Raw genomic sequence first — 22846 nt, forward strand, 5'->3', positions numbered from 1 at the left:
TTCTTAGTCTAACCTGGCAAGGATGTCTAATACCTGCAAATTGTTGCGTGGCATTTTTTCGACGTAATGTAGAAAACCCTTGACACCATACCATAATATGTTAATATTTAACTGACAGACAGTCGGTCGGTGTATAAGGTGAGGAGGCAATTATAATGAGAGTTGTAAAAGAAGCGGAAGAACGCAGGAACGAAATACTTGACGCGGCGGATGAGCTTTTCGCTCAGAAGGGCTTTGACGGCACAAGTACTAACGATATTCTCGAAAAGGTAGGGATTGCGCGGGGAACTCTATATTATCACTTCAAGTCGAAGGAGGATATTATGGATGCGCTGATTGAGCGGTATGCCGTCCTTATTTTAGGTGCGGCGAAGGAAGTCGCCGTAGATAAAGGCATACCCGTAATCGAGCGCGTGATCCGTGCCGTAATGGCAATGAACCTAAGTGGCGGAAGCAGCGAGGTAATAATGGATCACATTCACAAGCCGCAGAACGCGCTGATGCATCAAAAAATTCAAAAGGTCATCATCAATGGCGTCCCGCCGATACTGACTGAAATCATTCGCGAGGGTATTGATCAGGGAATGTTCAGCACACCTTTTCCGTATGAATGCATGGAAATGGTAGTGGTATATGCGAATACCATCTTTGATGATGATATGGTCACTATGACAAACGAGGAGAAAGGCACACGAATGCTGGCCTTTGTTTGCAACGTAGAAAGGCTGCTCGGTGCGGAAAGTGGAAGTCTTATGGACGCTATGCAGATATTTGGCAGCGGAGATGAAGGCGACCATGAATAGTTCGGGAAAATCCTTCGGAAAATTTCTTGTTCTGTGGTCCGGTCAGCTTATTTCAGCGATAGGGAGTGGGCTCACGTCATTCGGGCTTGGTATTTATGTGTTCCAGCAGACGGGAAAGGCATCGGAGATGGCACTTGTAACCTTGCTTGCATTTATGCCTTCGCTTCTTTTAAGTGCCTTTTCGGGCGTACTCGCGGACCGCTATGATCGTAGGCTGCTAATGGTGCTAGGGGATAGTCTTTCCGCGATAGGACTTGTCTACATTCTGATATGTATGCTGCAAGGGGAAGCGCAGCTATGGCAGATTTGCATTGGAGTTACCATAAGTTCGGTGTTTGCATCGCTTCTTGATCCCGCATACAAAGCTACGGTAACGGATCTGCTTACCGAGGAACAGTACACAAAGGCCAGTGGTCTTGTTCAAGTGGCAGGCTCGGCAAAATATCTGATTTCACCTATAATTGCGGGATTTCTACTCATCGTTTCGGATATTAAGCTGTTGCTTATAATCGACATTTGCACATTTTTTGTAACGGTTATTACAACTTTTGTAGTACGCAGCGGTCTTGCTTCAAATAAATATGAACAGGCAAAATCGTTTATCCGTGAATTCAAAGACGGTTGGGGTGCAGTTTATGAAAACAGGGGTGTGTTTGTACTTGTGGTCATGACATCGGTTCTAACATTTTTCCTCGGAGTTATAGAAACACTCTCCATGCCGATGATACTTGCATTTTCGAATAGTTCTGTAGTAGGAACGCTTGAAACCATTATTGCTTCAGGAATGCTTGTATCAAGTGTGATGATAGGAATACTTCCGATCAAAAAAGGTTATGTGAAAATACTTTCGGTTTCGCTGTTTTGTATAGGAATATTTATGGCAGGGTTTGGACTTCGCGAAAATATTATATTGATCAGTATTTCGGGATTTCTCTTCTTCGCCATGTTACCGTTTGCCAATGTAAGCCTGGATTTTCTTGTTCGCACCAATATTGATAATTCCGTTCAAGGCAGAGCGTGGGCATTTATCGGAATCATTTCTCAGCTTGGATTTGTTGCCGCTTATGCGATTTCGGGTGTGCTGGCGGATTATGTATTCACCCCTTTATTAGTTGACGGCGGAGTGCTTGCTGACAGTGTGGGAAAGATCATTGGCACGGGCAGCGGCAGAGGAACGGGATTTCTCATCATAATCGCTGGGATGCTATTATGTGTAACTTCGGTAATTTTGTATAACTTAAAATCGATTAAAAAGCTAGAAAATGGAGGTGACTTATGTATTTCAGAATAATTCGCAATGACATTTCAAAAAGCAAACTGATCACACTGACAACCATGATATTTGTGGCTGCCGCGGCTATGCTTGTTTCGCTCGCAGCGATACTCGCCATCCATCTTTCTGGCGCACTAGATACGCTTATGACACAAGCTAAAACTCCACATTTTATGCAGATGCATTCGGGTGAAATAGATACTGCACGGCTTACATCTTTTGCGGAGAAAAATAACCATGTCGATGAATTTCAGGTGCTAGAATTTCTCAACATGGACGGTGCGCAGATTGTCCTAGGCGATAGTTCACTTGCGAGTAGCGTTCAGGATAACGGCTTCAGCATGCAGAGCGACAAATTTGATTATCTTCTTGATCTTGACGGAAATATCATCAAAGTATCCGACGGCGAGCTATATGTTCCAATTAGTTATATGAGGGATAATACCACTAAGGTCGGTGACCAGGCAGTAATAAGTGGGAAAGAGTTTACCATTGCGGGATTTCTCCGCGATTCGCAGATGAATTCTTCGCTCTCCGCCTCAAAGAGATTTCTTGTTAGTGAACATGATTACGCAGAAATAAGAGGTCTTGGAAGTATTGAGTATCTGATTGAGTTCAGATTAAAGGATTTGTCTATGCTCGGTGCATTTGAAACTGCTTATGCATCCGCAGGACTTGAAGCGAATGGGCCAACGGTTACTTATACACTTTTCAAAATGATAAACGCACTTTCAGATGGGATGATGATTGCAGTTATACTACTCGTAAGCGCACTTGTCGTAGTCATCTCATTTATGTGTATACGCTTTACACTCCTTGCGAAAATCGAAGACGACTACCGTGAAATCGGCGTTATGAAGGCCATAGGGCTACGTGTTTCCGACATAAAAAAAGATATATCTTGCGAAATACACAGCGATTGCGGCGGCAGGTAGTATTCTCGGTTTTGCACTTTCGATTATGTTCAAAGGTATGCTTCTTGAAAATATACGGCTTTATATGGGTGAAAGCGATAATTCTTCTTTGGCTTTTGTCTTAGGACTCATTGGTATACTGCTTGTATTCCTTGCCATTATTGCCTATGTAAACAGAGTGCTGAAACGTTTTCGGAAAATATCCGCTGCAGAAGCAATCCGCTTTGGTACTTCACAGGAAAAAAACACGGGGTCAAAGCGTTTTAACCTGAGTGGAAATAGGTTGTTTAGCACGAATATTTTTCTCGGAATCAAAGATGTTCTCGCTAGGAAAAGACTTTACATAACTATGCTTGCGGTGCTGGTGATTTCGGCATTTATTATTATTGTTCCGCAGAACCTGTACAACACGATTTCCTCAAAAAGCTTCATCCAGTATATGGGGATAGGAAGCTATGATATGCGCATTGACATACAGCAGGCTGACCATATCTCTGAAAAAACCGCTGAAATTGTAAAGACGATGAACAACGACAAAACCATTTCAAAATTTGCCGTCTTAACAACAAAAACATTCAAATCAAAAATGGATGATGGTTCGGAGGAAAATATTAAAATAGAACTCGGCGACCATTCGATATTCCCTATTGAATATTCCGTGGGGAGAGCACCTACCTCAGAAGATGAAATTGCACTTTCGGCTATAAACGCCGATGAGCTGAGCAAAAAGGTCGGTGATGTCATTACGCTGGTGGTTCAAGGGAAGGAGAAAGATCTTACGGTAAGCGGCATTTATTCCGACATTACCAACGGCGGCAAAACTGCAAAGGCTGTATTCACCGACAATTCGGCGGAATTGATGTGGAGCATTGTCTGCGTGGAACTTTCGGAGAAATCTCTTGTCAACGGCAAAGTTTCGGAGTATGCGGACAGGTTTGATTTTGCAAAGGTATCGGACATTGATGAATTTGTTGCTCAGACATTTGGTTCGACAATAAGTTCTGTCAAAATGGCCTCCAATGCCGCAATTGCTGTTGCGCTGATTATTACGTTACTGGTAACCCTGTTGTTTATGAAAATGCTTGTTGCAAAAGACAGATATTCCATTGCTGTAATGAAAGCGTTCGGATTTACAAACTCGGATATTACTGCACAGTATGTATCTCGTTCGGTTTTCGTACTGATTGTAGGAATTGTTCTAGGTACGCTACTTGCGAATACTGCTGGAGAGCTACTTGCGGGTGCGGTAATCTCCTCGTTTGGAGCATCGACGTTTCATTTTGTGGTCAATCCGCTTTCGGCATATCTACTTAGTCCGCTGCTGATGATAGGCACAGCACTTATCGCAACAATAATGGGTACATTGGGCGCTGGACAAATAAAAATTTCCGAGAATATAAAGGAGTAGGCATATGAAGAAGATTATTATCGGTGATCATATAGTAAAATCTTTCGGCGAGGGCGATGAGCAGCGCAATGTTCTTGATGGAGTATCTGCCTATATAAGCGAGGGCGAGTTCGTTGCGGTTATGGGACCTTCGGGCTCGGGAAAATCGACGCTGATGTTTGCACTTAGTGGAACGGATGACGTGAATGACGGAAAGGTTGTGTTTGACAATAGGGATTTATCTGCGGCCTCCGAGAATGAACTTTCAGATATACGTAGAACACAAATGGGATTTGTGTTTCAACAACCGACGATGTTGAAAAATCTGAATATCCTCGACAACATCATTCTACCGTCGATGCGTAATAACAGAAAAAATGTAGTAAAAATTACGGAGAAGGCAAGAGTGCTTATGAAAAGAGTAGGCATTACGGAGCTTGAAAAACGTGACATTACACAGGTCTCGGGAGGTCAGCTTCAACGTGCGGGAATATGTCGCGCGCTTATGAACAGTCCCAAAATCATCTTCGGTGACGAGCCGACGGGTGCGCTCAACTCAAAATCTGCACAGGAGATTATGGACATATTTTCCGAAATCAACGCGGAAGGGACTGCGATTATGCTTGTGACCCACGACGCGAAGGTTGCGGCGCGGACGGAACGTATAATGTTTATACGAGACGGAACCATCGTGAGCGAACTGAAGCTTCCGAAGTTTGCCGGGACGAACATAGATGGTAGAGTCAAGGAAGTAACGGAGAAAATGCGCGAAATAGGAATATGATCTGAATAACAAAAAGAACCCGGCAGATCTGCCGGGTTCTTACATATAAATAAATTGCGCATTAAGAGGTACTATGATATCATAAGAGAACTATTGTTGTTTTGTAATTTAAGATATAAGTATTGCATCTTACTTACAATATAATAATACCACGTGGATTCATGGTTTGTCAAATGTAATTTTTTTAACCAGACGAGGATGATAAGGAGTGTGTTCTGGAGTATGATGAACGCAAATGATTGGCAGAAAGAGCAGGAACGGTTGGATCAAATTACGCTAAAGCTGCGAACGAGAATTGCCGAGCTGGAACCCGAGGTGGATCAACTGCGCGATCAGGCAGCAGACATCCGCAAGCGATTTTGGGAAGAAGTTACGGTCAATACGAGTACTCATGAAGATTTCGAAGAGACTTTCTTCACGATCAAGCAGCAGGCTGCTGTGTTATCAGAACGAGAAAGCACGCACAGACAGTTGCTGCGACAATGGAAAAGTATGAACCGACTGCTGCCATCCCCTTATTTCGGGCGAATCGACTTTCAAGAAGATGGCCTGGACTTCAGTGAACAAGTTTATATCGGTGTGTCATCCTTCGCAGAGGAAGATGGTATGAGCTTTCTGGTATATGACTGGCGTACACCTATTGCAAGTTTGTATTACGACTACTCCCCAGGTGAGGTCGCATTTGAAACACCAGGAGGACACGTCGCTGGGACAATGGAATTGAAGCGGCAGTATCAAATTCGTGACGGGCAGATTCAGAACTTATTCGACTCGAGTATAACGATTGGCGACGAATTGCTGCAGCAAGTACTAGGTAAGGGCGCGGACAATCAGATGAAAAGTATCGTGGCAACCATTCAAAAAGAGCAGAATGCCATCATACGCAATGACACCAGTCGAATGCTTATTGTGCAGGGGGTGGCCGGTAGCGGGAAGACCTCAGCGGCACTACAGCGCGTAGCGTATTTACTGTACAAACACCGTGAGCAGATTAAAGCCGATCAAATCGTTCTGTTCTCGCCTAATCCGATGTTTAGTAGTTACGTGTCCACAGTCCTTCCGGAGCTTGGTGAGGAGAATATGCAACAAACGACCTTCCAAGAGTATCTTGAATACTGGCTTGGCTCGACACTACGTCTTGAGGACCCATTCGATCAACTCGAATATGTGTTGACAGAGGGAGAGGGATCAGAGCCAGGGTATGAGGCCCGGTTGAATGGGATTGGGTATAAGTCGTCGGAGGCTTACCTTCAAGCGCTGCAAAATTATGCGCAGTGGTTAAGTCAGGAAGGAATGTCATTCAACCCGATTCGGTTCAGAGATCGTGATTTGATAACCGCGGAACAAATGAAGTCACAGTTTTACAGCTACGATGCTTCCATCCGCTTGGCTAATCGTGTAGTTCTGCTTCAGGAATGGTTACTGCGAGAGTTAACCATACTAGAGCGCCAAGAGCGGGAGGAATCCTGGGTAGAAGAGGAACTTAATTACCTCGATAACGATCAGTATGCTGAAGCCTATCAGGCACTGCGTAAAGAAGACGGTGTCTTCGCTTTTGCCGAAGAGTATGTTGACGCCTATAACGAGCTACACAATAAGCATCTGCAAGAGGATGACTCTTTTGATTTTGCTCAACAGGAGGAAGCACTGCTACGCCGGATGATCGTGAAGGAGCACTTCAAATCGTTAAGACGGGGTGTAAAACGATTACTTTTCATAGATATGGTTGGGCTGTACGACCAGCTGTTTAGCGATGATGTTACTTATCGGGAGATGACAAATGGGGCCGAAGTGCCCGAGTATTGGTCGGGAATTTGTAAGCAAACAAAGGAAAAGTTGAGCAGGCTTGAACTATTTTATGAGGATGCGACACCGTACCTGTATTTAAAAGAACTCATCGAAGGCGTTCGTAGGAATACGGAGGTTCGGCACATATTCGTTGACGAAGGCCAGGATTACTCGATGTTCCAATATGAGTTTCTCAAAAAGCTGTTTCCCCGTACTCGCATGACAGTGCTCGGTGACTTTAGTCAAGCAATCTTCACGCAGGCAACAAATTTGGAAGAGGATGACTCTCCATTGACCAGGCTTTATGGTGAGGAAGAGACAAGTCGGTTCTTACTTGTCCGAAGTTATCGTTCAACTCGCGAGATCGTGGAGTTTACAAAATCATTACTGCCATATGGGCAGATGATCGTACCTTTCGAGAGAAGGGGTAGGAAGCCAGTACTATCGATGTCAGATAATAGTAAGAAGCGTGCGGAACGAATGGCAGCGGATCTTGCGACACTTCAAGCTGAAGGCTACACCTCGATCGGCGTGATTACGAAGACAGCGGCCGAAAGCAGCGAGGTCTACAATACTTTGACAGCTTTGGGTTGCCAAGAACTGCGGCACATCACGAAGGCAACGTTCACCTTCGACAAGGGAACGCTAATTATTCCTGCTTATCTGGCTAAAGGTGTTGAATTCGATGCCGTATTGATTTACGATGGTTCTTCACAGACATATCATCGGGAAAGTGAGCGCAAACTCTTCTATACAGCATGTACACGTGCGATGCATCGCCTTCACCTTTACACAACAGGGGAATGGACCCCTTTTATTCAAGGATTGGATCTATCTTTGTATGAAGTTGAGCAGTACTGAGCCTTATAGAATTATCCGTAACCTTTGAGAAATATCGTCACGTCTATATAATATAGAAGAGAGGGGCCTAAGCCTCTCTCTTTTTTTACCCGAATATGTAAGGCAATGCTGATATGAATGTTTTCAGAAAAATAAAACCGAAAATCGTAATGATAATTTTACAATCCATAACACTAAACCAATTAAAAATCTAATGAGAGGATGTAACCGAAGGCTTGCACCACAATGTGGGCAGTTGGTAGCAGAAGAAGCGACTTCCTTAGAGCATACTTTGCAATTTTGCAATTTACTTTTTTTTCGAGAATTTAGAAACCTCGTAAATATGAAATACGAGGTAAGTTTGGTTAGTAGTCTTTGGTTCCTATTTAATAGACGCATTTTGGGCCAAAAGCTTATCTACTACTAGCAGTAATTTAGTAATGTTTTATGATAAAGTGGTAAGTAAATGTTTTGTATATGTAGATTCTAGAAGAAAGCTCATTATTGAAAGTGTTGGGTGAGAGGATGACTAGGATGAAAACCGAGCGGTTTATCTGGTTCAAAAGTCAACGAATTAAGAATAAAATCATTTCCATCTATTTTCCACTGGTTCTCATTCCGCTCTTATTGATGGGACTTTTTTCTTATACGATCAACTCGGAAGCAATTATTAAAAAGACCAAAAAAAACATGCTCGACGAGTCTCGCCTCATTATGATGCGAATGGATACCATTCTGAACAATGCGGATAGTTTTGCTAATCTCGCCATGCTTGATCTAAATAAGGACAAGGAGCGAATGGTTTTAGAACGACAGGAACGAGCTTCACTTGATTCACAGGTTAACGACGATTTCGTTTTGCGCAATCAAATTGAAAACAAGCTTGATTTTGCTCTAATGATCTTTCCAGATGTGGAATCCGCACTGTTCATCGATTTAAATGATAATATTTATGTGACGGACCCCAGGTTGGCTCAGGGTACTTCCCAAGGCTTGTTAAGCCCCATGCTTGATGAAGTGAAGAAACAAAATGGCATTAATAGTTGGTTCCCGATGCAGCGTCGGGATTTTTGGGTGCTTAATAAGGAGCAGGCCGTGCTAACGATTGGAAAGAAAATATTGGATACTGAAACGCTGGAAACCCTCGGTTATCTATTTGTAAACGTGAATGAGAAAGCGCTATCATCCATCTATCGTCCGGTTGGAACTGAACAACCTAACGGTTATTATATCGTTGACGATCGGGGTCTTGTCATTTCATCGACGGATGAGATGCAGATTTTACAGCCACTAAATCCCGATCAAAAATTGAACTTCCCTACCAATACTGCGATTCTTCAGGAAGAGAAGACGGTTAACGGGAAGAAAGTATTACTTACGGCGGCGACGCCCTTCGGCAAGTCAGGCTGGAAATTGGTGAATGAAATTGGGCTGAAGGATCTCACTAAGGAAACTCGACAGGTAACTAATGTAATTTTGATCGTTTGCGGAATCAGTCTACTATTCGCTCTGATGGGCGCTGTCGTTTTGAATCAATCTATTGCTTCACCCATTGTTTCTCTAGCCAAACACATGAGGCGGATTCGCGAAGAAGATATCTATAATCCTGTTGAAGTTAGAAGAGGAGATGAAATTGGTATTCTTGGTTCCGGACTGAATATGATGCTGGGGCGTATTAATGATTTGCTTGTGAAGGTGAAGGAGGAGCAACAATTAAAACGTGAATATGAACTGGCGCTTGTTCAGGATCAAATTAAGCCGCATTTTTTTTACAATACACTAGATTTGATCTATGTGCTATGCATTGCGGGAGAAAGTGAGCAGGCGGGGAAGGCGACCAAGGCACTAGCTGATTTTTATCGAATTGCCCTGAGTAATGGCAAAGAGATGATTACAGTTCGCGAGGAGATTCGCAACCTACATAGTTACCTCTACATCCAGAGCGCTCGTTATTCAGATTTGTTTGATTTCCAAATTCTGATTCCAAGTGAGCTTTTAAACGACGCCATACCCAAGTTGACCCTGCAGCCCCTGGTAGAAAATGCGATCTATCACGGATTGAAGGAGAAGGGCAGCTTCGGGCATATAACCATAGAAGGTGAACGTCATAAGGATGCAATGCGCATTCGCGTGAAGGATGATGGAGTCGGCATTCCACCGGAATGCCTAGAGCAATGGAAAGCGAACGGTAAAGAACGTCAATTCTTCGGCCTCAGCAATGTCAATGACCGGATCAAGCTGTATTTTGGGGAACGTTACGGAATTCAAATTCAAAGCCAGTTAGGAAGAGGCACTACAGTAACAGTTGAGATTCCACTAACGAATGGAGATTCCGAACATGATCAAGATAATATTTGCTGACGATGAGGCGGTATTTCGTCGCTATTTCCGAAATGTAATCGACTGGGAATCGAACGGGTACCAAATATGTGGAGAGGCGAAGAACGGTATGGAGGCGCTGGAACTTATTGAGCAGGTGCGCCCCGACATTGCTTTTATCGATATCAACATGCCTTATATGAGCGGAATGGACCTAGCAGCTAAGGTGAAGCTGTTGTATCCCACTACTTTTATTTTGCTGGTTACGGGCCACAGTGAATTTGAATACGCTCGGCAGGCGGTCAAAATCGGTGTAGATGATTACATTCTGAAGCCTTTTGACGAGGAGGAGTTGCATATGGCTCTTGCTAAGGTGAAAGGCTCCATGGAAAAGACGCAAGTGGAGAAGGATAAGACAAAAAATGAACAGCATGTCTGGAAAGAAGGATTTCTCAACCTGCTGATCAGCAACGCATACGAGCAGGATAATGAAACGATACAAAGTCAGTTAAAGCACTACCAGCTCGAGGAGGGGAGTTTGCTCTTCCAGGTAGTTGCAGTTGAAATTAATGGCCTGCATGAGCAGTGGCCGGATTCCGAAGAAATAAGATTGCGAAAATATATCATCAGTAATTTATTACAGGATTTAGTTCAACCGGATGGTCAGCATTTTATCTTTAATGGGCCAGAAAACTGCGTCATTTCACTTCTGCACTTCTCAGGTGAACAAGATAAGGAGAGTTTCGTTAGCTACAGCTACGAGAGACTCAGCGAATTAATTAAAAAGCATTTTGGTTTCAGTGTCACCGTCGGGATCGGCAGCACGGGACAAGGAATCCCTTCGATCCGTCAATCTTATATAGATGCGGTTATAGCCTTAAGGAATAAAATATCTATGAACCACAAAGATGTGGTTGATTTTCGGGACATTACCTCCCGATCAGCCAATGTCGGTTTCTATCCAAGTGAAATGAATGAGAAACTACTCATTCATTTGCGGCTACATGATGAAGAGGAGATCAAGAACAATTTAGATGAAATCCTCCTCTATATACAGACTAAGCAGCTTTCCAGCGATTATATTCATATGATTATGGCGGGGCTTGTTTCCTTATGCTTGACCTATATTTATGAGATGGACAAGCGGGTTGATCAACTACTGCCAGAAGGATTCTCGCCTTTTAAGGAAATTTTTAATAAGCCATCTCTCGAAGCGGGTTTCACCTGGATCACCGACTTATATTTGAATGTTGCTCGTCAATCCAAAGGCATGAAGCGTTCCAAAGCGGTTAAGCTGTTGAACTCTGCAAGGGAATATATCGATACCCATTACAGTGATAATCAGTTAAAGGTTGAGGATGTTGCTAAGCATCTCTATATTCAATCGCGTTATTTGCTCAAAGTTTTCAAGCAAGAGCTCGGCATCAGTGTCAGTGACTATATCTTTGAACTGCGGATGCAAACAGCCAAGGAATTACTACTATCTGGTAAAAATTTGCGTTTGACTGATATTGCAGAAATGGTAGGCTACAGTGACCCAGGACATTTCAGTAAAAGCTTTAAACGAAACACAGGCTTATCCCCAAGCGAATATGAAGTCATGCACTCTAAATAACACAAAAGAGGTCAAATCATACAAATGTGTTCCGATTTATCCCTTAATGAAAGCGCTAATATTAACTACAATATAGACAGATCCACGAAGGGGGATAAGAAAAAATGAAAAAAATGAAAACGCATGCAATGGCATTAATTCTGCTGTCTGTTATGGTTGCACTATCTGGTTGCGGCTCATCTAACAAGGGGGCAGACAAGGAAGTTAGCGGAAATAATGTAGAAAAAAAGCCGGAAACGGTGGAAACCATTAAACTTAAATTTTATGCGCAATATAGTGGCCAAGAGAAAGCCGCTTATGACGCTGCAAAAGAAGCGATGAAAAAAGTAATGCCTGAAGTAGAGGTGGAATTTGAGGTTGCAGCTCAAGATGATGAACAAAAAATTAAAACGTACGCAGCGGCGGGAACCTTGCCAGACATCTTTTTTGCCTCAAGCGGGCTGATCGAAACGCTAAAGAATTCAGACAATTTGTTGGTGCTGGATGATGTGGTAAAAGCAAATGACATCGAGTCCAAGCTGAACGAAACTTCCAAAGCGATGTTATGGAATAAGGATGGCCATTCCTATTCGGTTCCTAACGTTGGTCAATGGGCTGCAGTTATATTCTTCAATAAAGAGATTTTTGAGGATAACAATATTAAGGTTCCTGCTAACTATACGGAATTATTAGAAGCGGTTACAGCTCTGAAAGCGAAAGAAATTACACCACTTACGTTGTTTGCCAAAGAAAAATGGACCGGTGTGCAACTACTTGATATGGCCATTGTTGGCTCAGATCCAGGTGGATTGAAGAAACTGGACAATGGTGAAGGTACCTTTTCGGACGAGGCATATATACAGGGTGCTAGTAAGCTGGAAGAGCTTGTTAAGGCAGGGCTGTTGTCCAAAAATGCCTTCAATACGACGTATGATGATGCAGTTGCGCAATTTACATCTGGCAAAGCAGCTATGTTATTGAATGGTGCCTGGTCGATGGGTGCTTTGGAGGAAGGGCTCGGTGAAGGCAAGATGGGGATGCTCTATACTCCATTTACAGATGCCGACAAGGTAGATAGTGCTCAGTGGAATATTAGTGGTGGAGGCTTTAACCAAGGTTTTGCCGTTTCGAAAAACTCGAAATATCCAGAAGTGGCAGCAAAGTATGCAGCACTGATATCATTAGAATTTAATAAACAGCGTGTCATTCAAATCGGTGATCCGAACTCCATTTTGGTAGAAGAGGTACAGCCGACAGTTGGTTTTACACCGATACAGCAGCAGTATGCGAAAGATGCAGTCAATTTTAAATCGATGACAACCTTCGCTTGGGGCTTTGAGAATGCAAAGTTTAAAACGGTTATTGAAGACAACTCACAAAAGCTGCTGGCCGGTCAAAAATTGGATGATTTTATTCAAGATATGAATAAAGAACTAGAGAGAGTCCGTAATTAAAGGCACATCAAGCAGGTTGTCCTTGTAAAGAGGGCAACCTGCTTTTAAAGGAGGAGCATATGACTTCGAAACAAAAATACAGGGTAGCACTACTTGTTTTCACCGTCCCGACGTTGCTTTTTTTCTCCATTATGGTTGTTTATCCGATACTTCAGACATTTCAGAAGAGTTTCTTCGATTGGGATGGGTTAACACCAGCAACCTTTAATGGACTTGATAATTTTATACGATTATTTCAGGATGACGATTTTTGGGTATCGCTCAAAAACGGTTTGATATTTGCTTTTGTGCTCGTTGTTTATCAGCTAGGACTTGGCACGGTGTTGGCTATTGCCCTTAGTAATAAAAGTATATTTGGTCGTAAATTTTTTAAAACAACATATTTCATTCCGGTTGTCCTATCGAGTGTTGTCGTATCCCAATTGTTTATAGCTATATACAACACAGATGGTGGTTTGGTTAATAGTCTATTCACTTTATTTGGTTTTAATTTTCAGCAAGCCTGGTTGAGTGGAGAACATAGCTCGATATGGGCGATTGCTTTTACAAATGCATGGCAGAACTTGGGTGTCCATCTCGTACTGATCTATGCCGCCATCAAATCTATACCCGAACATCTCTATGAAGCAGCAACAATTGATGGTGCTACCTTCTGGAGAAGTCATTGGAAGATTACGATTCCTCTTCTCGGAGAGACCTATAAATTCTGTTTAATTATGGCTATAACAGGTGGTTTGAATGCCTTCCAGAACATGTTCGTCATGACTAACGGCGGCCCTGGTAATATTTCGTATACCTTTACTTTTATGATGTACAAGGCGGCTTTCCGCTCCGGTGAATACGGATACGGTTCGGCTGCAGCAGCCTTCCTTGTTATTGAATGCTTGCTCTTTACCATTCTTATCAACAAATTCGTAGCCCGGGAGAAAATCAGTTATTAGACGGGGGGATCTTATGTTAAAGCGAATAGCGAACAGAATATCTGCCTATGGTTCTCTTCTGTTCTTTGTCTTAATTAGCTTATATCCATTAGTGTGGTTGTTGTTTTATTCATTTAAAAATAATGAAGAGATTTTCTCAACGAACGTGTTTGGTGTTCCTCATGTATGGCGGTTTGAGAATTATGTGAATGCCTTTGATGTTTTTGATCTGGTGCTTTATTTCAAGAACAGTTTTATCGTTTCGATTGGGACGGTTGCCATTACGATTATACTCTCGCTTATGTTCTCCTATGCAGCTGCACGGATGAAATGGCGGTATGCAGAATCTGCACGTATTTATATGACTGCAGGAATGTTCATACCGATGCAGATTATATTGATTCCACTGCTTGTCCTTTCTCGGGATTTGCATCTTCAGGATAGTTATTTAGCAGTGATTGTACCTTATGTGGCGTTTCAGCTTTCCTTTTCCACAATTATTTTCTATGCATTCTTTCGCTCACTTCCTTTCGAAATAGAAGAGTCGGCGGCGATTGATGGTGCCAGTGTATACAAGACATTCTTCCAAATCATGGTTCCACTTGTGAAGCCAGCGATCGCTTCGGTTTGCATCTTTGTCTTCCTGTTCGCGTGGAACGAATTCCTGGTTGCTCTCGTCATGATCAGCGACAATATGCTCAAGACGTTGCCGCTCGGATTGTTATATTTCCAGACACAGTTTGGCTCCGATTGGGGCACAATGGGCGCAGTTATGGTCATATCGACGATTCCTACTATTTTGATCTACCTATTGTTCTCGGAGCAAATTGAAAAAGCATTAACTGTCAGTTCGGCTGTAAAAGGTTAGCTTTTACGACAATATGAATTTGGAATGGATGACATCCCCTCTAATTAGACACTCAAAAAAATCCTTATGGTATCATGAGGATCGAGTGGACAAGGAGGGGATATTTGTATTACTAGCAGTAATTCAGTCATGTTCTATGTTAAAATTAGAAAGTACTGACTAGCCCACATAGACATAATTACACTCGTATAAGGGGGTGAATGGGTTGAATGAGAAAGATAAATATCAAATTATTAGGCAGGGGATCACCACAAAAAATGTGAGCAAAACCTGTAAGGAGTTTGGTATTTCTAGAACCATTTATTATCAGTGGTATAATGCATACCTAAAGCATGGAATGGAAGGGCTTACAGAGAAAGAACGAAAGCCGATCATGCCTAATAAGGTAGATAAACGCGTCGAAAAAATGATTTTAAAGTATGTTGCAAGGTTTCCTGAGGATGGGCCAAAGCGAATCTGTTATGAACTTCAGGATGAGGGTGTGCAGGTAGGCGAGTCTGGTATTTACAATGTATTAAGGAGAAACGGGTTAAGCAAGCGAGAACAGCGTGAAGTGTACGCTGCCGAGATCAAAGCTAAGAAACGCCATGATGGAGATACATATAATACGCGCGGTGGTAAGGGCCAGCAGTTGGGAAACCCTATAGAAAGACAGAAGCACAAGCAGCAGCCCATCGACTATAAAATGAAAGATCCAAGCCATGCTCACCCTGGCTATATGGTTCAACAGAGTATTCATTATATGGGTGTGTTTCCGAAGATCGGAAAGGTGTATCAATATGTGATCTATGATGTCCATTCAAGATTAGGACTAGTTAAGCTATATAATCGCAAGGCTACTATTCATTTTATCGACTTTATGACTTTGAAGATTTTACCCTTGATGAAGACCCTTCAATTTGAAATTGAAAATTTGGTTACGAACAAAAGTCGGGAGTTTACCACAAACTGGGATAGAGGAAATCATAAGTATACGGATTTTTTACATAAAAATAATATTAATCAAGTGGCATTTACCGCAGAAAATAAGGAGATATTTCAACCTTTGGAGTCATTTGTCGCTGTATTGACAAAGGAGTTCTATCAGCAGGCTTGGAGTGATCCTACGATCGATTCATTCATGGTGCTAGAAAAACGATTAGAAATATTTCTCCGCCACTACAATTTCAACAGAGCAATTACTGATGGACCTAACCAGGGGAAAATACCATCAGATATCGCACTTAACTATGCAGGCCGGCAAGAGCCTTTGCCGCTCTGGTTGTTTACAAGGAGATCATAGATGATGGAAGAAGATAAGTTTCACGCTAAAATAGGGATCATCGGCGCAGGGATTTCGGGTGTCACTACGGCCTATCAGCTAGCGAAGAAGGGATATACGAATATTACCATCCTAGAAAAGGATGATCGCGTAGGTGGTAAATGTCATTCCATTGAGTACCGGGGAAAGACGTATGAAATGGGGACTCTCATTGGCTTACCCTCCTATAAACATACAATGGAGTTGATGGCCGAGTTTGACCTTATGGATAAAGGCCCGCTATTGGAGCGGGGATTCTTCGATGCCAAAGGGAGGAAGATGTCGCAGATTCCATTGGATCAAGTGGCGGAGTTTATGGAGGAATTCAGACGGTTACCGGAGGTTCTGAGCCGATATGAATCACTCAAAGAGCCTGGTTTTCTCCATTTGCCACCGGAATTGTGCCAGCCTTTTTCTGCATGGTGTGAAGAGAATGACTTGTCAGTCATTATGCAGGTCTATATGCATTACTTTAGTACTTTCGGATTTGGAAGCATTTATGATGTGCCTGCAGCCTATGTATTGAAATTTCTGAGTTATGATAATCTAATGGCTTTTATTGAAATTACACACATGATTACATGGCCCAAGGGAGTTAATCAATTAATCCAACGCATGGCAGACCAGGTAGAAGATCTACGATTGACTTGTGAAGTGCATCATATGGAGAAGGTGGCAGACGGTAGAGTCCGGGTGGAGACAGGTCAAGATATTTTGTATTTTGATAAGGTTATTTATACGGCTTCCTTGCACCATATGGGTCATATCGTTGATTTGTCTCCTGCTGATAAGGGGCTATTTGACAGTATTATTTATGAGCGTTTTCGTGTCTACGCCTACAGAGTGGAAGGCATTCCGGCACATTCCGGCTATATTCCCCACAACATGTATCCTGAACGCAAGGGACATATGATGGCTTGGTATTATCGATGGGCTGATTTGGGTGCTACAGATTTGGTTACGGTGTATGTGGCAGAGAACGAGCAGATGACAGATGTGCAGATGCGGGAGACGGTAGAGAACAAACTTCGTGAACTTGGTGGGGAGAATATCCGCCTGTACATGATGAAGTCTTGGAAGCAGTTTCCGCATGTAGATTCGATTGCGTTACGTGACGGGTTTTATGAACGGATTGATCAGATGCAGGGAAGAGAACATATCTATTACGCTGGTGAAATTATGAACTTTCCTACACTTGAGAACTGTATCGTGTATGCAAAGCATTTGGTGAATCGATTTTTCTGAGTCCTAAACTAGCAAAAAATTCCGAATATACAAGTAACAGTCTTACCGACAGCGCGTAATTTGTCGATGAGGCTGTTTTTTTACTTTTAAGTTAGCTTTACAGTCGCATAGTTCAATAAACCTAGGAAATTGGGTAAACAGCGCCCGGGATTCCGTTAAAATCAAGCTTTCCTAAGCAAACCTACCTAGAAGGGATAAATTTACTTTGATTATGAGGTTTTGATTACATTTAGAAGTGTAAACATAACTCGAAAGAAGACTTGTAAAATCCCGTTAAATCAACGTTTCTAGAAAATTGATAGGGAATATACATTAGGATATATTCAACTCAAGACATCATATTTAACTAAAATTTTAGGAGGGGTAAGTCATGTTTTTATTTGAATCCATACCCTGGTATTCAGCGCTCATGTGGTTTGCGGTACTAGCTGGTTTAATGCTTGTCAATGAAATAGCTCGGATGAGCAAATGGGTTTCGATCGTTTTGTTCCTGGCGCTACCGATTGTGCTAACCGTTGCGGTTTGGCCAAACACAGCAGGAGAAGGTTCTAGTGTAGGTACTTGGTTTCACTGGGTGAAAGTTTACTCAGCACTGGCAGGATGTTTAGGCTTCCTAGCTATCCGGTTTATCAAAGGTTGGAGCAATAATAAGTACATCTTGATGTTCCCGGCTATTATTCTGGCAGTCAACATTCTAGAAGCTGTTATTCGGGATTTCCAAGTGTATAGCCTGAATGGTATGGTCGATGGCGTAATGATGGTTGGCGGACCTTGGAACATTATGAATGGGGTTGCCGGCATACTGAACATAATTACGATTTCTGGCTGGATGGGAATTGTGATAAGTAAGGATAAGAGTAAGGATATGTTATGGCCTGACCAACTTTGGTTCTGGATCATCGCATATGATATTTGGAACTTCGCTTATGTATATAACGCGGTTTCAGATCACGCTTTCTATGCTGGAGCAGCATTGTTAATTTCATGTACAATTCCAGCGTTCTTCTTCAAGAAAGGCGCTTGGCTGCAACACCGTGCTCAGACTTTAGCTATTTGGATGATGTTTACGATGTCCTTCCCAATGTTTGTTGGAGAATCCAAATTCGCTGTACAATCATCACACAGTGAAACAGCTTTATGGGTTGTAAGTGCATTGTCATTAGCAGCTAACATAGCTGTATTCGTATACCACTTCTACAAAATTATCAAACACAAACGCAATCCGCTTAAAGTCGAAGTATACACTGATTTGGCGGCATACAAGGCAATTGCTGAGAATAAATAAGCGTCGCAGGGTAACTAACTCTCTCTGTAACCACCTCTTATTACCACTTAAAATTACCACTTATCATTACCACCTCTCATGATCCAATGAGAGGTTTTTTCATGTTTAGGTTCTCGGGTACGAGGGTTGAAGGTTGTCCCTTACATGGATTGGTACGCAGAGGAGTTCTATATGGCTTAATGTCGGATTAACCCAGGATGCCTTTATGCTAACGAACTACTGCTGCTGCTTCTAACGGAACTGAGCGACGTTAATAGGCCGAATATAGGCTTGCGAGTATTGTAACGGAACTGTACGACGTTAATGAGGGACTTGGGTGCTTTAATCCGCCTGAACATGGTAAATAGCATCGCTCAGTTCCGTTACATTTTAGAAGTGACAATTATTTGGCAAATAAGGTCGGCTAGTTCCGTTAGCGATAGAGGCGTTCGGTGAGAAGGGATAACTGCCCAATATGTTCAAACGCTGTCTCGAGGCAGATGGCCCAGGGCAATAAAACGAGACATTTTGTGAAAATCACACTTCTCCCATTCAAGAAAACGGTGACCGAGACATTTCATTCTGATGGTGTTTTCAAAAGGATTTCAAAAGGATTTCAAAAGGATTTCAAATAACATTGACATATAACTACCTATGAGTAAAATGGGGACTACAGATAGATTTCCAAAGGAGTGCATCCAGATTATTACTGCTCATAAGGGTAGACGAAAACTTTCGTCTCAACGCAAAAATTTGTACATCGCAACCACAGAAGGGATCTCTACATCTCTTTTTCAGGCGCTACTTGGAGGCCCCTTTCTCACTGGGTATTTGTTGTATTTAGGTGCAGACTCAAGTGTCATAGGTTTTGTCCTTTCGATTACAACCTTGTTCAACATTGTGCAAATTTTCATCGCATTTCTGGTTCAGAAATTACAGGCTCGTAAATGGACACTTGTAATATTTATCGCGCTTCAAAGGACACTATGGGGTGCCACAGGACTTATTCCTTTTGTATTGAGTAAGGAATGGTGGGTACCTGTTTTTATTGTTTTGTATGCTTCTGCATTTTTGTCGAATACCGTGATCAATGTACTGTGGACTTCACTATTAGGCGATATAGTACCTGCGGGGGTTAGAGGGAAATATTTTGGGATCCGCAACACGATTACGAGCGCTTTGGGAAGCATTGCGATTTTTGCCGGAGGTAAACTATTAGATAGTTATCCTGAGAGTAAAGGGTTCTTAATCCTGTATATCCTAGCATGGTTTTTTGGGATTATGAATATTGTTACGTTCTGCTTCTATCCGGATATCCCTTTCGAGAAATCGACAGAGAACCGGATCATGCCGATGATAAAGAAAACGTTTCGGGATAAATCGTTTATAAATTCTACTATTTTTCTTGCCTCATGGTTATTTTTGCAGACGTTAGTTGTACCGTTATTCTCTTATGTCATGCTCGATTTATTACATATTAATTATCAGACCGTCTCACTATTAACTGTTGTTCAGACATTCTCTATGATGTCGAGTTTGTATGTATGGGGGAACCTGAATGCTAAATACAGCAATAGAACATTACTCTTCTGGACATTGCCGATCATAGCTGGCTCTTGCCTCGCGTGGGGACTCTTATCGTTCATTCCCGTACTTCCTGTATTGTTCCTTTCACATATCTTGTTTGGAATTGGCGCGGGGGGCTTTAATCAATTAGTATTCAACTTTACAATCGGGGATACGCCGAAGAGTGAACGACCTATGTTTATAGCGATGTTTGCTGCGATCACAGGTGTGGCAACTTTCTTTGGGCCGATGATTGGTGGGCAATTATTTAAATTAATGAAGGTCCTCCCGGACTGGGTTCAGCAGTTTGGTTTCCAGACGGTTGTAGGGTTCGTTATGCTGATTGTAGCGTTGACGTTTGGTCGTCGAATACTCAAAGAGGCAAGGTGAGTGGCGGTTATGAAGAAATATTGAACATAACTTAAGGGGAGTAAGTGGTCTCCCTAAATACGAAATGGGCCTTAGAACTAATTCTAATGGCTCATTTTTATGCAATGTATAATGAAGTAATCAGGCTTGTAGAAAAAAGGAGGACAAATGGATAAAATTCAATACTTGTCACAATTCAATCTTCTTCATTCACTATCCATGGAAGATTTGATAGAAATGGATCAACTAACTTCGATTACCACTATTCCGAAACATACAATTATACAAACACCTGAAACTTTTTCTGAGGGGCTTTATTTTGTGAAAAAAGGGAAGGTACGCCTGTATAAGTTAAATGCCGAAGGTAAGCAATATACATCGGATATACTCAACGAAGGAAATGTGTTTGGTGAAATGGATATTATTTCATTCGGTACGCGGGATAGTTATATTGAAACGATAGAAGAAAGCGATATTTGTCTGATGAATAAAGATAGATTTGAACTTTTTTTAATTCAACGACCTCGATTTATGATGACTTTATTAAAAGTATTGAGTGATCGAATTATTAGTATGAATCATTTAACGCAAAATCTTGCTCTAGGAAATCTACACGATAAAATTTTACATGCACTTTTTCAACTGTATGATCAGTTTGGGCTTGAGAGCGATGATGAGTATCACAGAATCGATTTCCCACTTTCGCATCAAGAGATTGCTAATTTAGTTGGAGCAACTAGAGAAGCCGTAACTGTCGCGTTACATGAACTTGTGAAAGAAGGAGTCATTAAGACAGGATTTAAAACAATCTCCATCCATCGAGAAAAACTCCTGGAAAGGAATATAACTTAGTTGGTTAGTTGTAAGCCACATTACATCTTTCTAATGAAAGTAAAAGTATCGTATACATAGGGCTCAAAACCATAATCAGTGCCAGACTACAGAAAGTTCGTCTTGTAACATTCATGGTAACTGAGTTCGACTGTCGATTTCACATGCATATTAACTTGAGAAATTCCTGTTAATTTATCCACACAGTATTACTTTCATGCCACATCAAGTACAGCTATCTAGGTTGGCTCATACATACTTACGAAAATTGTAAGTTCATTCAGGTTATCATACAAGCGAAGGAAGAGATCTATGGAGTATGAACAGGAACAGGGTATTCTGTATGGCGACGCACTGTCACAGAGAAAAGGTGCTCGAAAGATAAGTGATATTCCGGATGAAGTGGTCAATTTACTCCAGAAGGGGCAGCTACAAACGGTGAACTTAACAGAATGGTTGGCTGTTGATCATATAGTCCTGCTACAAACCGTTCTTAATGAACTCGGCATGCAACAGCAAGAGTCTGAGCCAATATTACAAAGGCTGAATGAGTCAAACGAAAAGAAGACTATGAAAATAATACCTGCAATAGCAGCAGAATGGCTCAATCTGATGGCTCTTAAATCAGAAGAGGAAAGTTCACGAATCTACGATACGCTGTCTACCCATCTTTCAGACAGTGTTCGCTGTTGGGCTGCTTATATCATCGGACTAGGTCAAGGCGTAAGTTTAGAAAAGAAATTGATAAGCATTCGTCCATTTGCTGCAGATTCGCATTTTGGTGTGCGGGAGATTGCCTGGATGGCGCTTAGGGAATCGATCTCCAAGGACTTAAAGAAATCGATAGCGATATTAATCGCTTGGGTAAGTGATGAGGATGCAAATATCAGGAGATTTGCCATCGAATCAACACGCCCACAAGGCGTTTGGGCTAAACATATTACGGAGTTAAAAGAGAATCCCGATTTGGGACGCTCACTTCTAGAAATAGTCAAATCCGATCCGGCCAAATACGTTCAGGACTCTGTGGGAAATTGGTTAAATGATGTAAGTAAAACTAATCCTGATTGGGTGCTGCAGATTTGTGATGAGTGGTTGGTGACTTCGGATACAATAGAAACGAAGCGAATCGTGATCAGGGCGAAGAGAAGTATATCAAAAAAGAATTAAAGGCTAGATCGTACAGGCCACCCTACCAATTTATTGGTAGGGTGGCCTATTCGTGTTGGGCCTTGATAAAGAAAGAAGAGTTGTCCTATCAAAATGTCAGGTCTCTTAAAAATCACAGCGCAAATGGGCATATCTTTGAAAGAAGAGAATATGAATA

General features: G+C 42.1%; 15 protein-coding genes and 1 pseudogene. All 16 read left to right on the forward strand.

What is annotated here, in order from left to right; genetic code table 11:
- Nucleotides 1-155 precede the first annotated feature (155 nt).
- The 16 genes and pseudogenes from NST85_RS13190 (at nucleotide 156) to NST85_RS13265 (ending at nucleotide 22689) form a co-directional block, all read left to right on the forward strand.
- Nucleotides 156-803: a TetR/AcrR family transcriptional regulator gene (locus tag NST85_RS13190; RefSeq protein ID WP_341189521.1), complete on the forward strand. Its 648-nt coding sequence runs from the start codon at nucleotides 156-158 to the stop codon at nucleotides 801-803.
- Nucleotides 796-2094, forward strand: a complete 1299-nt coding sequence (locus NST85_RS13195) for an MFS transporter (protein ID WP_341191106.1) — start codon at nucleotides 796-798, stop codon at nucleotides 2092-2094. Before NST85_RS13190 ends, NST85_RS13195 begins: the two co-directional genes overlap by 8 nt.
- Nucleotides 2079-4398: pseudogene (locus tag NST85_RS13200) on the forward strand (ABC transporter permease). The gene NST85_RS13195 and the pseudogene NST85_RS13200 overlap by 16 nt, the downstream one beginning before the upstream one ends.
- 4 nt (nucleotides 4399-4402) lie before the next feature.
- Complete coding sequence (locus NST85_RS13205) at nucleotides 4403-5161, forward strand: ABC transporter ATP-binding protein (RefSeq protein WP_127194570.1); 759 nt, start codon at nucleotides 4403-4405, stop codon at nucleotides 5159-5161.
- A gap of 225 nt (nucleotides 5162-5386) precedes the next feature.
- Entirely contained in the window at nucleotides 5387-7810 is a 2424-nt protein-coding gene (gene helD / locus NST85_RS13210; protein ID WP_341191107.1) for an RNA polymerase recycling motor HelD, read from the forward strand.
- A 513-nt stretch (nucleotides 7811-8323) separates the two neighbouring features.
- Nucleotides 8324-10150, forward strand: coding sequence for a sensor histidine kinase (locus tag NST85_RS13215; RefSeq protein WP_170220287.1), 1827 nt, complete (start codon nucleotides 8324-8326; stop codon nucleotides 10148-10150).
- Nucleotides 10128-11723, forward strand: a complete 1596-nt coding sequence (locus NST85_RS13220) for a response regulator (protein ID WP_170220288.1) — start codon at nucleotides 10128-10130, stop codon at nucleotides 11721-11723. Before NST85_RS13215 ends, NST85_RS13220 begins: the two co-directional genes overlap by 23 nt.
- Nucleotides 11724-11827: 104 nt before the next feature.
- Nucleotides 11828-13156: an ABC transporter substrate-binding protein gene (locus NST85_RS13225; protein WP_127194573.1), complete on the forward strand. Its 1329-nt coding sequence runs from the start codon at nucleotides 11828-11830 to the stop codon at nucleotides 13154-13156.
- Nucleotides 13157-13215: 59 nt separating this feature from the next.
- A complete protein-coding gene (locus tag NST85_RS13230) occupies nucleotides 13216-14097 on the forward strand; it encodes a carbohydrate ABC transporter permease (protein ID WP_341189522.1) in 882 nt (293 codons plus the stop codon).
- A 13-nt stretch (nucleotides 14098-14110) separates the two neighbouring features.
- A complete protein-coding gene (locus NST85_RS13235) occupies nucleotides 14111-14944 on the forward strand; it encodes a carbohydrate ABC transporter permease (RefSeq protein WP_341189523.1) in 834 nt (277 codons plus the stop codon).
- A 205-nt stretch (nucleotides 14945-15149) separates the two neighbouring features.
- Complete coding sequence (locus NST85_RS13240; protein ID WP_307399414.1) at nucleotides 15150-16226, forward strand: helix-turn-helix domain-containing protein; 1077 nt, start codon at nucleotides 15150-15152, stop codon at nucleotides 16224-16226.
- Nucleotides 16227-17489, forward strand: coding sequence for an FAD-dependent oxidoreductase (locus tag NST85_RS13245; RefSeq protein WP_341189524.1), 1263 nt, complete (start codon nucleotides 16227-16229; stop codon nucleotides 17487-17489).
- A gap of 370 nt (nucleotides 17490-17859) precedes the next feature.
- Nucleotides 17860-18774 (forward strand): DUF5692 family protein, encoded by a 915-nt coding sequence (locus tag NST85_RS13250; RefSeq protein WP_341189525.1) that lies wholly within the window; start codon nucleotides 17860-17862, stop codon nucleotides 18772-18774.
- A gap of 642 nt (nucleotides 18775-19416) precedes the next feature.
- Nucleotides 19417-20709 carry an MFS transporter gene (locus tag NST85_RS13255; RefSeq protein WP_341191108.1) on the forward strand — a complete coding sequence of 431 codons (1293 nt, stop codon included), beginning with the start codon at nucleotides 19417-19419 and terminating at the stop codon, nucleotides 20707-20709.
- Between the two features lie 147 nt (nucleotides 20710-20856).
- On the forward strand, nucleotides 20857-21540 hold the full coding sequence (locus NST85_RS13260) for a Crp/Fnr family transcriptional regulator (RefSeq protein ID WP_341189526.1): 684 nt from the start codon (nucleotides 20857-20859) through the stop codon (nucleotides 21538-21540).
- 291 nt (nucleotides 21541-21831) lie between these two features.
- On the forward strand, nucleotides 21832-22689 hold the full coding sequence (locus NST85_RS13265; RefSeq protein WP_341189527.1) for a DNA alkylation repair protein: 858 nt from the start codon (nucleotides 21832-21834) through the stop codon (nucleotides 22687-22689).
- Nucleotides 22690-22846: the final 157 nt, after the last annotated feature.

Origin of the sequence: Paenibacillus sp. FSL K6-2524, assembly GCF_038005525.1 — a bacterium.
GTDB lineage: Bacteria > Bacillota > Bacilli > Paenibacillales > Paenibacillaceae > Fontibacillus > Fontibacillus anaericanus.

Excerpts from the sequence above, each read along its gene's own strand:
- NST85_RS13190 (WP_341189521.1), top strand. The coding sequence starts at position 156 with ATGAGAGTTGTAAAAGAAGCGGAAGAACGCAGGAACGAAATACTTGAC.
- NST85_RS13195 (WP_341191106.1), top strand. The coding sequence starts at position 796 with ATGAATAGTTCGGGAAAATCCTTCGGAAAATTTCTTGTTCTGTGGTCC.
- NST85_RS13205 (WP_127194570.1), top strand. The coding sequence starts at position 4,403 with ATGAAGAAGATTATTATCGGTGATCATATAGTAAAATCTTTCGGCGAG.
- helD (WP_341191107.1), top strand. The coding sequence starts at position 5,387 with ATGAACGCAAATGATTGGCAGAAAGAGCAGGAACGGTTGGATCAAATT.
- NST85_RS13215 (WP_170220287.1), top strand. The coding sequence starts at position 8,324 with ATGAAAACCGAGCGGTTTATCTGGTTCAAAAGTCAACGAATTAAGAAT.
- NST85_RS13220 (WP_170220288.1), top strand. The coding sequence starts at position 10,128 with ATGATCAAGATAATATTTGCTGACGATGAGGCGGTATTTCGTCGCTAT.
- NST85_RS13225 (WP_127194573.1), top strand. The coding sequence starts at position 11,828 with ATGAAAAAAATGAAAACGCATGCAATGGCATTAATTCTGCTGTCTGTT.
- NST85_RS13230 (WP_341189522.1), top strand. The coding sequence starts at position 13,216 with ATGACTTCGAAACAAAAATACAGGGTAGCACTACTTGTTTTCACCGTC.
- NST85_RS13235 (WP_341189523.1), top strand. The coding sequence starts at position 14,111 with ATGTTAAAGCGAATAGCGAACAGAATATCTGCCTATGGTTCTCTTCTG.
- NST85_RS13245 (WP_341189524.1), top strand. The coding sequence starts at position 16,227 with ATGATGGAAGAAGATAAGTTTCACGCTAAAATAGGGATCATCGGCGCA.
- NST85_RS13250 (WP_341189525.1), top strand. The coding sequence starts at position 17,860 with ATGTTTTTATTTGAATCCATACCCTGGTATTCAGCGCTCATGTGGTTT.
- NST85_RS13255 (WP_341191108.1), top strand. The coding sequence starts at position 19,417 with ATGGGGACTACAGATAGATTTCCAAAGGAGTGCATCCAGATTATTACT.
- NST85_RS13260 (WP_341189526.1), top strand. The coding sequence starts at position 20,857 with ATGGATAAAATTCAATACTTGTCACAATTCAATCTTCTTCATTCACTA.
- NST85_RS13265 (WP_341189527.1), top strand. The coding sequence starts at position 21,832 with ATGGAGTATGAACAGGAACAGGGTATTCTGTATGGCGACGCACTGTCA.